This window comes from Bacteroidia bacterium (assembly GCA_016218155.1).
Lineage (GTDB): Bacteria > Bacteroidota > Bacteroidia > Bacteroidales > GWA2-32-17 > GWA2-32-17.
Genome location: JACREQ010000032.1, coordinates 25363 through 40278, shown reverse-complemented (window position 1 = coordinate 40278; position 14916 = coordinate 25363). Strand labels below are relative to the sequence as shown.

Here is a 14916-nt window from a genome sequence, read left to right as displayed (position 1 = left end):
CAAAATGAGACTAACCCTTTATATTCTGGTATTAGTACTTGCTACTAATTTACTTTTTGCACAGGAAGGATTTAAAGGTGGTTTGTTATTAGGTGCTGTTGCTTCACAAGTTGATGGCGACAGATTAGAAGGTTATTACAAAGGTGGAGCTCAGGCAGGTGTTTTTGTTGTAAATAAGTTCAATAAAAAAACAGGTATTACCATTGAAATGAAATATATTCAAAAGGGTAGTTCGGTAAATCATATTGACAGTATTAATCCACAAAACAACAGGTACTATAAACTCAGATTAAACTATGTAGAAGTTCCGTTTATGTTTAACTTCTATATGAAAAAGAAATTTATGCTTGAATTAGGTGCAGGTTTTTCATATTTATTCAGAGCCCGTGAAGATACAGATGGTAATGGCTTTATGGAACCAACTCCTCAGTTTAAAAAATTTGATGTGCCATTTGTTTTTGGTTTCTGCTATTACCCATTCGATAAATTTCATATTGATTTCAGATATTCTTACTCAATGTTAGCAATTAGAAATCATCCCGGAAATCAGACCTGGTATTTTAACAGAGGACAGTATAACAATTTGTTATCATTTGGAATGTTTTTGCATTTTTAATAATTATAATTTTGAAAGCAAATAAAATAATAATAGCTATTACAGGTGCAAGTGGCTCTGTTTATGCAAAGCAATTGCTAGACAAATTATTATTATTACCATTACAACCAGAAATCGCAGTTATTTTTTCAGATAACGGAAAAAAAGTTTGGAACTTTGAACTTGATAACCAAGAATTAGACGAAAGCAAAATTAAAATATTTCCGGCAAACGATTTTTTTTCAGCTGTAGCAAGTGGTTCTGCAGGATATAATTCAATGATTATAGTACCCTGCTCAATGGGAACAATAGGCAGAATAGCATCAGGAACTTCAGATAATTTAATTATTCGTGCTGCAGATGTAATGTTAAAAGAAAAAAGACAATTAATAATAGTACCACGAGAAAGTCCGTATAATCTTATTCATATAAGAAATTTGGAAACAGTTCTTCTTGCAGGTGCCGAAATTATTCCAGCATCACCTTCTTTTTACAGTAAACCTAAGTCGGTTAATGAACTTGTAAATACTATTACCGAGAGAATTTTAAGCAGATTAGGTTACACTGACAATACATATAAATGGGGCGAATAAGATAATTACTCAACTATTATCTCTTTAAACACACATTGTTTTTGAAATGTTCCGGATTTATCCTTGTCAAATGTTACACCTAAATTTAACTGATAAGTACCGGGTTTATCGAATGTTCTGCTAATTTTTTGACCAACAAATTTTTTATTATCAGAAAACGACCAAATAAACTGGTCTATTTTTTTATCAGGCATATTTGACTGACTTCCGTCAAATTCAACTATTTCACCAACCTTTACTTTATCGTTACAAATTATATATGGTCCTGCTGGATCTTCTACAGATAACAAGTAAGAAGCTATCATTTTATAGACATCGCCTGTTAAAGTATCTATCATATTTAACGAAACATTATATGCACCTGGTCCCGGAAAACAATGATCGGCTTCAAAAGTTTTTTCTTTAGTGCTATCGCCAAAATCCCATTCATAAACAACCGGAATTGTATCCAAATCAACTGTTTTTCCTTCAACAAAATGATAACAATAATTTCTTTCAACTAATGTATCACAATTTTCAAATGCGGGAAGTGTAGAATAAAATTTATAAATATCATCATTCCCATTTCTGTCAGATGTAAAAAAACCATTCTCCGTTGTGTTATCACAAATAAAACCAAAATCGTTATACTTTGTGTTTATCGGTTCATTTAGTCGAACAGGCTTTGACCAGATTCCATCCTGAAAATCTGAATAAAATATATCGTAATTATAAATACTATCATAATTATTTGAAAAATATAGCCTGGAATTCTGAAAAACAAAAGGAAATAACTCACTTGCTGTACTGTTTATTTCTTTTCCAAGATTTTTCGGACTTGTCCAACTACCATTTCTTAAATACGAAACATAAATATCATATTTTCCGAAGCCACCAGGTTTATCAGAGGTAAAATACAAAGTATTTCCCTCATCATTTATAGAAGGATGACCAAAATTATATTTTTCATCATTATACGGAAATGGAATTGGGCTTTGCCAGATATCACTCACTTTACTACAAATAAAAAGCCCTACATTAGTTTTTTCTTTTCTTGCATTTTTCTTTGGTTCATAGTTTTTTGAGAAAACTAGTATTTTACCATTTGTTGAAAGAGGACCATCATTATAGTCAGTATTTATAATTTGCAATAATGCTTCAGCCTCTTCTTTCTGGGCAAATTTATTTAACGGTGAAAAATAAACATTATAGAAAGACAAATTATCTGCACCTTGTTTGCTAATAATTATATTCTCTCTTGAATTTGAACAATAAAAAAATCCATTTCCAAAATATGACGCACCTAATTCACTATAATCACGGGTGCTCTGTCTTATATTCTTAATTTCTATAAATGACTGTGCTAATGCGTTTATACTTAGCAATACAACAATAAACAATGATATGGAATATTTAAAGCTCATGTAAATCAAAATAATTTTATTGATTCGGCATTAGTTTTATATGCGAACTCATACCTTAACATAAACTCATTTGTGCCATGAGCATACCGGTTAAGCATAGAAGTTGAAAAATCGTGAGAATAACCAATTTTAAACTGATTGTTTATTTTATAATCAATTATCCATATCATTGCATCACCAAATCTCAAAGACACTGACATTCCTAAAGCATCATATATACTTAAACCTAAATTTAAATCCATTTGAGTTTGTAAGCCTGGATATGACTTTATTAAACAAGATGGAATAAACTTAATATCCTTATTTAATTTAAAGACATAACCTGCTGTAAAAAAAACATTTCTTGCATTTGCTTTTAATGAATCAGGAGTTTTTCCAAAAACATCATAACCATAATGTAAAATTGAAGGTACTGATAAACCTACATATAATCTATTCGAATAATAATATGTGCCTAAGCTAAAATCCGGTCGATTGCTCTTTAAATACTGACCTTCAAAACTTGCATCACCAGTGGTATTTGTTAATACCGAATTTAAGTTTGAACGAAACATATTTAAACCACCACCTAGTCCAAAAGCTAAAGTTCGATGATTTTTCTTAAAACGAATACGATATGCATAGCTGATAAAAATACCATTATGTTTAGATACTCCGATTCTATCAGAGAACAGTTGTAAACCAACAGCAGAACTCATTTGATTAAGAGGAGTATGTGCGCTAAATGTCATTGTTCTTGGTGCTCCGTTAAAACCTACCCATTGATCCCTGTATAGTAAAGAAGTACTTAAAACTTCTCTACTTCCTGTATATGCTGGATTTATTGCCTGCCCGTTTGACATATACTGACTAAAGTGATGATAGTACTGAGCAAATAAATTACCAGTAAACAAAAAAACAGTAACAATAAGAATTATTTTTTTCATTTCATTACCGTTTTATTATTATGTATCCCTTTTTGGTTTCTGAGTTATCATATTTCAGAATATAGAAATATGTATCTTCTGGCAAAATAATACCACCGGAAGTTTTGCCATCCCATTTGTTATCATATGGTCTCATTCTAAAAACCTCTGTTCCCCATCTGTTAAAAACGACTAATTCAGAACCCGGATAATTCTCAATTCCGGTAACTTCAAAATAATCGTTCACACCATCACCATTAGGCGAAAAACCTTCAGGAATTTTGGAATTTGTTACAGTAATTTTAACCTCATCTGATAAAGGCCCACATGGTCCATTTGAGACAGTCCATTTGAAAATATTTTCCCCGGTAGATATAGCACTTGCTACCGTATGAGCATCATTAGAATACACAAAACTAGCACTTCCCATAACAACCGACCAATATCCTGTTCCATAAGGAGGAGGTGTTGCACTTAAAGGAGTAGAGTTTTCATTTACTAAAGAAATATCAATTCCAGCGTTTGGTGGACTTATTGCATGATAAAAAATTACCGATACATGAACACTATCTTCACAAATTAAGTTTTGTGCATGCCAATAAAGTGAATACGAAAAAGAATTAGTAGAAAAAGAAGGAACAGAGATTTCAGAATTATATAGGACATTTGATGTTACAAAACTCACTAATGCTGGTGCTGTCCACCAGCCATTACCAGTAGTTACAGGAGTTGCATCCATAATAGCATTATTTCCACAAACAATTATTGGACTTGTAGCTGAAAGAGTAAAAGATATTGAGTAAATTGTTACAATATTACTTGGATAAGAATTAGAAACTAAATGTATTATTCTTCTAAAGGATGCAGAATCTGTAATACCTGTTGGAACATAATTCTCACTGGTAACACCTGGAATAACCTGCCAAACAGTTGAAGTACCTGATTTCATTTCCCAGGTAAAAGTAGCCCCTACAGGTGGTGTTCCGCTAGTACCTTTAATAGTATCCAAAGCAGTGCCATTACAAGCAGTACTATTTGCAATTGAAATAGTATTTGCCGGATAAATCGGATATACTGCCAATGTATTACTAACGCTCGTACAAAAACCGGAATTTACAATTCTTTTATAATACAAAGTATCATATGCTGCGTATGAAATATACCAATAAAAAGTATTTGGCATTGTTGCAGTTGAAAATGTTATATTATCATTACTATATCGCCACAAAAATTCATATGTACCATTTCCTCCTGTTGGTGAATTTGTATTGCCAATATTTGTTGTTGTACCATAATTCACTGAGATACCCGTAGTGCTAAGTGTTGTAGTGTATATAATGTTATTTTGTATTGGAGGAGTAACATGAATAGTAATCACATTACTTATTATTACATTTAATCCATTTACAATTACTATTCTTCTGAATTTTTTTGTAGTAAGAATATTTAAAGGATTATAATTTGCATTTGTAGCACCTGATATATCTTCCCATATTGTACCATTAAAAAATTGCCATTGGTATGTATAATTAATCTCAGAATTACCATTTATAGAAGAGCCCATACCACTACAGATTATAGTATCAGGACTAACAATAACATTACTGTCAAGTAAAAGAACTTTTACCGGATTACTATATGAAACACAAGCCAGTTCAGAAGAAGGAAGAAGTATGTATGCGAATCTGTCATAATAAAAAGTAGTGTCGGCACCTTCAGAAAAAATTAAATTCTGATTTAAATATGTACCTTCAGTTGCCGGAAATGTTACAGTAAAATTTGGATTTTGCGATTTTAACCATAAAAATTTTATTGTATCTGTTAAAGTTCCGCCGGTAATTAGTGTCCCATTAAATTGCGATGGAATAATACCTATGTGAATACTCTGAGTAGGTGGATTAACTATATTTGCAGAAAAATTTGTTGATCCAGGAATAACTTTAACAACACACACATTACTTGTATCGGTAAACCCATCGGAAATTACAATTCTTTTATAAAAATTTTGCGTAGCACCTGGATTTGGTGGTTGATACTGCGGAAAAGTATCTGTTAATGATATTACATTCCAGATATTTGATAAAGTATCTAAACTTTTTATCCACTTAAATTTAACAATGGCACCTACTCCTAATGGCATAGTTCCGGTTATTGGCAATGAAAGTGATGTGCCGCAAAGAATTTTATATTTATCAATATTATTATTTGTAATTGCTTTGCTTTGCTTTAAAGTACTTTGAGAATATGAATTAATACTAATAGAAACTAATAATATTAGTATAATTGAAGCGATATGTAAATAATAATATTTCATTTTTTATTGTAAAACAAATCTACAATGATTTTTTCATTTTAATAAAGAATTTTTTTTGCAAATTCATTAAATTGTATCCCATCAAAATTTCCTGAGCTCATCATTAATAAAACTTTATTATTGTATTCAGACGATAATAGATAGTCGATAAGTTGCCTTGAATCTGTAAAAATTTTTAATCCTTTTTTACCAAATGCATTCATAACCTCTTCAACAGAAATCTGCTCAAGCCTTTTGTGCTCTATAGTATGATGATTATAATAAACAATTGCCTCATCAGCTGCCTCCATAGATTTTTCATATTGAGGTAGAAACTCTTTTTTCAAGCTACTGAATGTGTGTAGTTCAAGACAGGCAACTAATTTTCTATTTGTAAACTGCTCTTTTACTGCATCAATTGTAGCTTTAACTTTTGACGGTGAATGTGCAAAATCAAGAAATATTGTGGTATTTTCTGTTTCACCTAACTTTTGTAAACGTTTATTTGCTCCTTTAAAAGTTGAAATTGCCGAGTAAAATTCGCTATCAGAAATTCCGGCCAGTTTACAAATCTCTTTTGCTCCGCTTATATTTTCTAAATTATGCTTGCCAAAAACCTCTATTGAAATTTCACCGGAATCAGTTTTTAATATGGTTTTATTATTTTCGGTTCTGTGGTCATGCACTCCGTAAGAAATATTCTTAATACCTGCTTTTAAATTTTTAGAAAGTTTTTCTAATTCAATATCGCCTTTGTACCATACCAACGCACCGTTATCTTCTATCATTCCTGCAAAAATCGAAAACTGTTCTATATAATTTTCAAATGTTGGAAAAACATTAATATGATCCCATGCAATACCACTCAACAAAGCATAGTGCGGATGATATAAATGAAATTTTGGCCTTAAATCATCAGGTGAAGAAAGATATTCATCGCCTTCAATTATCATATATTTTGCATCTTTTGAAAGAGCGACCATAGTATCAAAACCCTGCACCTGTGCACCAACCATATAATCAAATGCTCTACCCGACTCACGCATAACATGCATTATCATTGATGTAATAGTAGTTTTTCCATGACTGCCACCAATTACAATTCTGATTTTATCTTTAGATTGTTCGTACAAATATTCAGGGTATGAATAAACCTTTAACCCTAACTCTTTTGCTCTTATCAGTTCAGGATTATCACCACGGGCATGCATACCAAGTATTACAGCATCCAGACCATTATGAATTTTTTCGGGAAACCAGCCTTGTTTTTCGGGCAATAAATTACATGCAGCCAATCTTGATTTTGAAGGTTCAAAAATTTCATCATCGCTACCTGTAATTGTATAATTTTCTTTTTTATGTAAGGCAAGTGCCAGATTGTGCATTGCACTCCCGCCTATTGCAATAAAATGAACATTCATAATTTGTTTTTTTAAGATTTGTAAAAATATAAATAAAAATATCTCAAACTATTTTAGGCCATCATAGTTTTAATAAAGATATTGACTATTTTATTTACAATATTATTTGAATATTGATAGCAAAACCATTAATAAAAAGATTAGAGGAGTTGGAGATATTGTGATTGTAAAATAAGTTACAACTCTATATTTGAACATTGTTATTTTGTAATAAACGAAGCACCTAATTGTTTATGTAATAACTTTTAGTTAAAGTTTATTTATTATTTTTCACTTGTAATATTACTAAAGTTGACTTAACCCTATCATCAAAAGTTTTTAAAACAACATAATACCATTTATGATCAGGAATATCAACAGTAAAAAGATCATTCTGCCTGTGTTTTTTTACAGCTGTTTCAAAATCTTTTACCATCATACCTTCAGAAAACCAACCTAAGTCACCAAAGGTTTTATTGTTGTCCATATTATATTGCTTAACTAATTTTTTGAATGAAACTCCATCATTATATTTTTTAATAATTACATCTCTCAAACTATCAATCTTCATTTTAGTTAACTCATCTCCATTTAAATAAATATAACTTACTCTAAAAGTTAATGAAGATGAAGATTCAATTATTTTATAAATATAATTTTTGAAAGTAATAATTTCACCTTTCTTCTTCTCAAAAAGTATCTTGGATATTTCCGAAGAGTCAACATCTGATGAAATTGTTAGCAACTCACTTTCATAAGTTGAATTTGTTTTTATAAAATTATTTGCTTCATCAATTGTGTTAATTTTTATTATGCTTTCTTGTATACTCTGTCCAAATGTAGCAACATTAAGAAACAACAGGCAAACAATTAAAATTTTACTTATATTTATTTTCATTATAAAACCACCATTACTGCACAATGTTTTAAAACTATTATTCCTATTATTTCTTTTTTAATTGTTTTTTCACCCAATTTTCAAGTTCGTTCTTGTTTTCTAATTCAATTATTTCATCCATTTTCTTATCGCTTTTTAATCCATTGCCTTTTTTATAAAATGAAACAGCACTTCTAATTCCAGCTAAATTACATTTAATCAGATCCTCCGAATAAGAATTTTCAATTGAATATTTTGCCCATCCACCAAAAAAGGTTGCCAATAACTCCGGATTCTTTTTGGTAAATGGTAACACACTATAATCAATTTCAATAGTAACCGTAGGCGAGTTAACTAACCACGCATACAATAATGCCATTTGCGTTCTTCTAAAATCAACATCTTTATTAATTGGTGTATTGTTAAGCCAATTAATGGTATTTAAAAGCTGTTTCTCGCTTTTAATAAAAGCCTCTCTTGTAGAATCGGGCAATTCAGTTAAAAGATTATCTGTTTGCGAAAAAATTAAATTTGAGAAGTTTGACAATAAAATAATCAACAAAATCTTCTTGATAGCTTTCATAAATAAATGTTTATTTGATTAGTAGTTTTATCTTGTCTTTTTCATATAATTATTGAAGCTAATTAACGACAAGCATTTTCGTGCAGTCGGTGTTAAACCGCTAAGAATTTTATTTAATGTTAAAGTTATCAAGTTGCCCATAGCTGCACGTTGTTTTCGTAGATGGTGTTAGGCAAAGTGCTTTGTTTCTAATATCTTTTTAAACTCTTTATTTGAATCAAGTTTGTAACGTGTCATGATGTTTTTATAGTTTGCTAAAAGTTTTGATTTTCGAGGTGTAATAATTATATGATTTATTTTATCAGTTGAAGTATACTGAAAGTCAAATCCATATGAATTAAGGAAACCAATTAAAGTCAAATGAAAAGTTTGAATCAAATCCCATCTATATCTTTCCTCTTCTGGGGTCATTCCGTCAAAAAAGATACAAATTTGAGCAATAGAATCGTTATATAAGTATAATTCTTCATTATAGTCATTATAACTTATTACTTTATCCTGTCTAATAAAGGACTCAACCATTTTTTCAAAATTATTTCTAAAAAAATGATCTCTAGCAATACTTTTATCATATTTAAATCCTTCAAAAAATTTTACGTCGCAAAATATTTGTGGAAAAGTCCTTAAGAATTTAATAAATTCTAAATCTTTTTTTGAAGCAAAAGTTGAGTCAATAAATATAAGTTCACCTTCAATTTTTCTTATATATGCAAAGAAAGTCACAAAGCGATAGACAAAACTTTTAAAATAATTTCCTTGATCATATTTTCCATTAACATTAAGCCAATTCTCTTTATAATTCTCACTGAAGTTCCACAATCTATGGTTTAATTGTTCTGCAATATTTAATAATTGCATTTTATTTTTTGCAAGTAATGTCTTTAATATTTTTTGTTGCTCATATTTATGTTCATTTTCTAATTTGTTAAGATGTATTCTTTTTTCGATCCAACTTTTAGTCAAGAAAGAAAGTAAAGTTGTTATGATTGCAGTAAAAGCAGCAATAATTGCAGCTTGTGCTTCGGGTGAATAATCTTTAAGAAATGTCATATTTTGTTTTTTTTAAGCATTTTGCCTAACTAATCGCTATACCCCACTCCATATAGTATAAATATTTATAAGCATTTACATTTAATGAATAGTCTGCTATATATTAATCGTATTATTTAATTTGTTATATTTAATTCTTTAAATTTGTCTATTGTTAAACAAAATAGTTTGTATAAATCAAGCAATTCAGCTTTAGAATTTACAGTCCTACTTACTAAACTTGTGAGATTTATTGTTGATTCTTTTTCTTGATAGTTACATATGAAAGAAAAGACATTATTTTTAAGCAAAATATTTTTAATGTTAGCAATGTCCAGTACATTTTTTATTATTTCAATATTTTGTCCTTGAATTAAATATTTCTTGTCGAATAATTCATCATTTAAAATAATATCCTGCTGTCCAAAAAATTTAAAAAGTTTTTCAATGGAATCTTCATATGTTAATGAAAATTCAAGCTTTTGTTTAACTTTTATAATACAATTAATTTTTAGTGGATGAGTGTCGGATTCTGTAAATTCGATATTAAAATCCTGATAAGGAATTTGCAAGCATAATAATTCTAAGTCCCTAGATACTGTTTGTTTAATTTTAAAAACTCCATTAAGGTCTTTTGCAAGTTCACTCCAAAATTGTCTTTTCTTTGAGATGTCTATGAAACCTAATGTTTGCGTAACATACATTTGTCTAAAAAGACTCTCTTTGTTTTCTTCTTTATTCATAATAATACGTGTTTACTAATCGCTATTTCTAACTCTAAACAAATTTAATATTTATAATTTTCTAACAAATAATTAGAATCAAATATATATAATAACAAATTAAAAACAAAATAATATCAATCTGTTAGGGATTACTGCAAGAACTATAAACACTTTAGACACTTTAGACACTTTAGGCACTTTAGGCACTTTAGGCACTTTAGGCACTTTCTTTAGGTTACCCCAAACTCCTTATGCTGGCTTTTAAAATTTTTACCTACTTCGGCACATTCTGCTTCTTTCTCAAATTCAATCATTAAATGACTATTTGTAAGAACCTTAAAACATGTATTAAGTTTAAATATTTCTTTATAAACTTTTCTTTTTGTTACAGAATCAAAAAGTTTATTTTTTCTTATATTTTTACGATAAGTAATAAATGAAGAGATATAAATTAAAGGATAGTGTAAAATAAAAAGCAGTAACGATGTAGTTTTTACTTTTGTTGGATGTACTTTTTTTATTTTAAAACCAGATAGTTTTGCCAATACTCTTAGCTTTTGTATTCCTATTAAAAATATATGTCCAAAATAAATTTCATCAGAAATATTTTTTTCAGACATCCAGATACTATCAAGCTCATTAGGCGGCATTATTGAATGGAAACGCTCACTTTCGGTTAACAAATAACTAAACTTGGCTCTAAGGTTAGAATAGTTAGGGGTAGTAATTAACAACGTGCCATTTATCTTAAGCACTCTGTTAAACTCACGCAAAGCATTAAACTGATCCTGAAAATGCTCAATTCCCTCCTGACAAATTAATGCATCGGCAGAATTATTTTGCAATGGAATTCCCTTTGCAATTTCTGCTCTGGTGCATGTAAGATTTTCAACATTAAAGTATTCGGGAAATAAATCAAATGCCAGAGGAACCGCACCAATATTTTTTAAAATGTTTGAAGTAACCCCATTTCCTGCAGGAAAATCAACAATAATTTTATTACTAAACCTTACTTTATTAGCTAACAAATATTGCTTTACATAATATTTAATGCTATTTGGATTGTCTTCGTAATTCATGGGTTAATTGGGCAATAATAAATACAAACATAAATAAACTTTCTACTAAATAAAAAAGAAAAAAAATTTACTGAAATTAAAAAAAAGTTTTGAGTTTAATCTTAGAATTATCATGTGTGTAGGTCTCGATACAATTCGACTCTTTAAACAGAGACGAATTACTCGACCTGACTGATAAGGGTTTTTGCGGGTTGTCATATCGAGTAGCTTTTTAATTAAATGCCTAAGGTTGAAATATGTTCTACAAAAGCGTATCGAGATCAAGAGGTGGAAAAATCATATTAATATAATTTTTAATGATCGTTTTGAAATTCAAAACTTTTCTAAAACATTATTAAACTAATTCTTTTTAAGCAGATATCCTATCCTAAAGCCATATGTAAAACCTGGCATCCATTCATTTTGTGATCTTAGAGGATCATAAAAAGATCCTCGAAATTCCTGTTCTTCATCAATATCTGATTTAACATTTCTATATCTTATGCCAATACCAACATAATAATCAATACACAGGCGATACCAGGGTTTTATATGAATATTAAATCCGGTTAACAAATTAGCATAATAAGAACTCACATTTGTTGTTTTGGGTTTAGCCATGCTATATGGGCCCATATCAACCCAAATCTCACTTTTTGCATTATATTTATTTATTCCTAATTCGAGTCCAACAAAATGCTTGGCATATTTACTAAATTCAAAAGGATAAAATTTTAAAGTATTAATAAACTTAAATCCTTTTATTTCTTTATCAAAAGAACCATCGGGCGACAATCCAGAATTAATATAACCCAACTCATGATATAAAGAAAGCCGTTTTCTGATGGAATACTCTGCTCCAACTTGAATTGCCGGAATATAAGGATCCATTATATTAACAAAATTAAGCCTTAAAATAATTTTTCTGTTAGGCCATATTGAATCTTGATTATGAATAAAATTAGCATAAATGATGTTTGAGCTAAACAATATAACAAATAACAATAATATTTTAAAAAATCTCATTACATTATAAATTTTATTGTTTCTTACTCTTTTAATATTTGCGATAACAGAGTAATATTGTTTATATCCGAATAATCGTATTGATAAAATCCTGTTTCACCAATAACAAACATCGTTTTATTATACAAAATAATATCATATGTTGTAATTCCATCAATATGACTCATCGGCAATATGTTATAAGGATTTCTAACATCGTACAAATCAAGTCCGTTTGTACCATTACAAACAAACAGATAAGTACTGTCTAATCCCAGTCCAAAGGGACTTGTCATAAAATGACTTCTAATCAGAACAGGATCAGAAATATTTTTAATATCCAGTATATCTAATCTGTTAACATTTGTATTTCTACAGAGAGAACCGCTTCTTAATGTAACAAAGGCCAGACTATCATTTGCAACCACCGGATCGCAGGATAAAATATGTTCCGACTTTGCAATATAACTAGGTACAGAAGGATTTGTTATATCATAAATATACATTCCATCTTGAGAACCGATAAACAAATAATTATTAAATGGGAAAATCGTTTCTATTCCAAAACCAATATTCACGGTATTTACAAGGGTAGTTGCTGTAGGTGTTGCAATATCGAAAACTTTTAATGAAGTATTGTCAACAGAATACAGATAATCACCACAAACAGTAAAACGAGCCATTGATCCGCCTTTACCTTTACTGTTAATTGCATCAGTACCCTCTTTTGAACAGGAGATAAAAACTGATGAAATTATAATTGCTGCTAAAATTATTGTTGCTCTCATATTATCTTCTGCATTTAGGGTTAACAAGAGTTTGTTTAATCCAACCTGTAACATATCCACGACTGGTATCAACACATTCAAAGTAGCCATAGGTATCTTCAGGATACATTTGAGTAATATTAGAGTAAACATTTGGCAATCTCTTAACCAATACAGGCGTAGCAAGAGTATTTATATCAATTACAACAAGGTCATTGTAATTATCCGCATAAATGAACCCGTTTTTTATCGCTAAGTCTATGTTACCAGGAATACTAAAAAAAGCTACATTCTGAGGATTTGTTTTGTCATGATTATCAATTACATGTATTCCTTTATATTGCTCGTTGATAAACACATATTCACCATAAATATAAATTTTACCGGTCTTGTTTAATGGCTGAGCACCATTAAAACTTATCAAATGTGCTGTATTTTTATCTACATATAAAGGTTTCATCCCTTCTACAATAAAGTCTTTGCCTTTTCCTGCACCAAAAAGCAGAGTTAAAAGAAAGAGTCCCAAAATTATTTTTGCTCTCATATTTTATTAGTTTTATAGACGATAGACCAACTTTTCAAAAATAGGTTGCATAAATTCTTTCTGCTTTTTGACATCATATTTCATTATTTTTTTTCTTGATTAGAATATTCATTTAATTATCTTTAAAGTTTAAATTGAAAAATGCAGAACACAAAACCAAGATACAATTTTAATGACATAACTCTCTTTATTTCAAATAAGATAAAGCAGACAGGTGCTATTAATTTTTGTCAGGCAAATTACCTTATTCCCGGAGATGACAAAAAAGAACTATGGCTTTCAAAATATTTTTCTGCTTTTGCAAACTCAGGCGGTGGAACAATAATCTTTGGAATTAAAAAGTTAAAAGAAAGAGCAAATGAACTTGATGAAATTAATTTTAATACTGTTTCAGATTTCTGGCTTAAAAATTTAATTGAAAACGAAATTTATCCTAAAATTGAAAATGTTGAAGTTTACGAGATTCAGAACACCCAAAATTCCAATAAAGGAGTAATAGTTGTTAATATTCCCAAAAGCAATGTCCGCCCGCATATGGCATTAGACAACAGGTATTATTTCAGGGTTGGCAATAAAACAGAAATGATGTTAGAACAACATGTAAGAGAAATGTATAATGTTGCCTCTGTTTCTAACATGGAATTTATTGGGATAGTAAATACTCAGGGAGTGCCAACATTAGAAAACGGGAAAATTCTTAACATTAATTTTTACCCTAAATTTCTTGTTAAAAATTCGGGAAGTGCTGTTGAAAGTAATTTTAAATTTGAACTATGGCTGCCTTCTGAGTTTCATGATTCTTTGTTTTCGGCAATGCAGAATTATTTTAACAGAATAGAAGGAAGATATTCTGTTTTCTCAGTTCCAAATCGTCAATCCGTTTTTCAAAATGAGATTTGCAATATACTTGAGGCAAAAATATTTGTAAACTACGAAAACATTAATGTTTTTAATAAATCTGAAATAATTATAAAACTTTATTATTCAAACGGATTAAAAGAATTTAATTATAGCCTTAAAGAAACTTTTACTTTCGAAAACCAACTATTACAGGTTAGTGATTTTGTTAAGAAATCTTTAACCTAAACTTAAAAATACCAACTATGAAAAAATCAATTATTTACTTAATTCTTCCATTA

At 29.5% G+C, this 14916-nt stretch carries 15 protein-coding genes; 3 read left to right on the top strand and 12 right to left on the bottom strand.

Translation table 11 applies throughout. The features are described from left to right. Positions 1-4: 4 nt before the first annotated feature. Complete coding sequence (locus HY951_04810) at positions 5-616, top strand: PorT family protein (protein ID MBI5539357.1); 612 nt, start codon at positions 5-7, stop codon at positions 614-616. Between the two features lie 11 nt (positions 617-627). Then, a complete protein-coding gene (locus HY951_04805) occupies positions 628-1188 on the top strand; it encodes a UbiX family flavin prenyltransferase (protein ID MBI5539356.1) in 561 nt (186 codons plus the stop codon). A 5-nt stretch (positions 1189-1193) separates the two neighbouring features. Here HY951_04805 and HY951_04800 read toward each other — a convergent pair whose 3' ends face one another. The 12 genes from HY951_04800 to HY951_04745 form a co-directional block, all read right to left on the bottom strand. Further along, positions 1194-2591 (bottom strand): PD40 domain-containing protein, encoded by a 1398-nt coding sequence (locus HY951_04800; protein ID MBI5539355.1) that lies wholly within the window; start codon positions 2589-2591, stop codon positions 1194-1196. A gap of 5 nt (positions 2592-2596) precedes the next feature. Next, positions 2597-3517: a type IX secretion system membrane protein PorP/SprF gene (locus HY951_04795; protein ID MBI5539354.1), complete on the bottom strand. Its 921-nt coding sequence runs from the start codon at positions 3515-3517 to the stop codon at positions 2597-2599. 4 nt (positions 3518-3521) lie between these two features. Beyond that, the gene (locus HY951_04790) at positions 3522-5810 is read right to left on the bottom strand and encodes a gliding motility-associated C-terminal domain-containing protein (protein ID MBI5539353.1); all 2289 of its coding nucleotides are present in this window, start codon (positions 5808-5810) and stop codon (positions 3522-3524) included. A gap of 38 nt (positions 5811-5848) precedes the next feature. Continuing rightward, on the bottom strand, positions 5849-7210 hold the full coding sequence (locus HY951_04785) for a peptidoglycan synthetase (protein ID MBI5539352.1): 1362 nt from the start codon (positions 7208-7210) through the stop codon (positions 5849-5851). Positions 7211-7466: 256 nt separating this feature from the next. Beyond that, positions 7467-8087: a peptidylprolyl isomerase gene (locus HY951_04780; protein ID MBI5539351.1), complete on the bottom strand. Its 621-nt coding sequence runs from the start codon at positions 8085-8087 to the stop codon at positions 7467-7469. Positions 8088-8133: 46 nt separating this feature from the next. Next, positions 8134-8649 (bottom strand): hypothetical protein, encoded by a 516-nt coding sequence (locus HY951_04775; protein ID MBI5539350.1) that lies wholly within the window; start codon positions 8647-8649, stop codon positions 8134-8136. A gap of 168 nt (positions 8650-8817) precedes the next feature. Beyond that, positions 8818-9699: a hypothetical protein gene (locus tag HY951_04770; protein MBI5539349.1), complete on the bottom strand. Its 882-nt coding sequence runs from the start codon at positions 9697-9699 to the stop codon at positions 8818-8820. Between the two features lie 116 nt (positions 9700-9815). Beyond that, positions 9816-10421 (bottom strand): hypothetical protein, encoded by a 606-nt coding sequence (locus HY951_04765; protein MBI5539348.1) that lies wholly within the window; start codon positions 10419-10421, stop codon positions 9816-9818. A 212-nt stretch (positions 10422-10633) separates the two neighbouring features. Further along, complete coding sequence (locus HY951_04760) at positions 10634-11482, bottom strand: class I SAM-dependent methyltransferase (GenBank protein ID MBI5539347.1); 849 nt, start codon at positions 11480-11482, stop codon at positions 10634-10636. Positions 11483-11821: 339 nt separating this feature from the next. Then, positions 11822-12487: a DUF3575 domain-containing protein gene (locus HY951_04755; protein ID MBI5539346.1), complete on the bottom strand. Its 666-nt coding sequence runs from the start codon at positions 12485-12487 to the stop codon at positions 11822-11824. Between the two features lie 23 nt (positions 12488-12510). After that, entirely contained in the window at positions 12511-13254 is a 744-nt protein-coding gene (locus tag HY951_04750) for a hypothetical protein (protein MBI5539345.1), read from the bottom strand. A 1-nt stretch (position 13255) separates the two neighbouring features. Beyond that, positions 13256-13777, bottom strand: coding sequence for a hypothetical protein (locus HY951_04745; protein ID MBI5539344.1), 522 nt, complete (start codon positions 13775-13777; stop codon positions 13256-13258). A 141-nt stretch (positions 13778-13918) separates the two neighbouring features. Here HY951_04745 and HY951_04740 point away from each other — a divergent pair, with 141 nt between their 5' ends. Further along, a complete protein-coding gene (locus HY951_04740; protein MBI5539343.1) occupies positions 13919-14863 on the top strand; it encodes an ATP-binding protein in 945 nt (314 codons plus the stop codon). Positions 14864-14916: the final 53 nt, after the last annotated feature.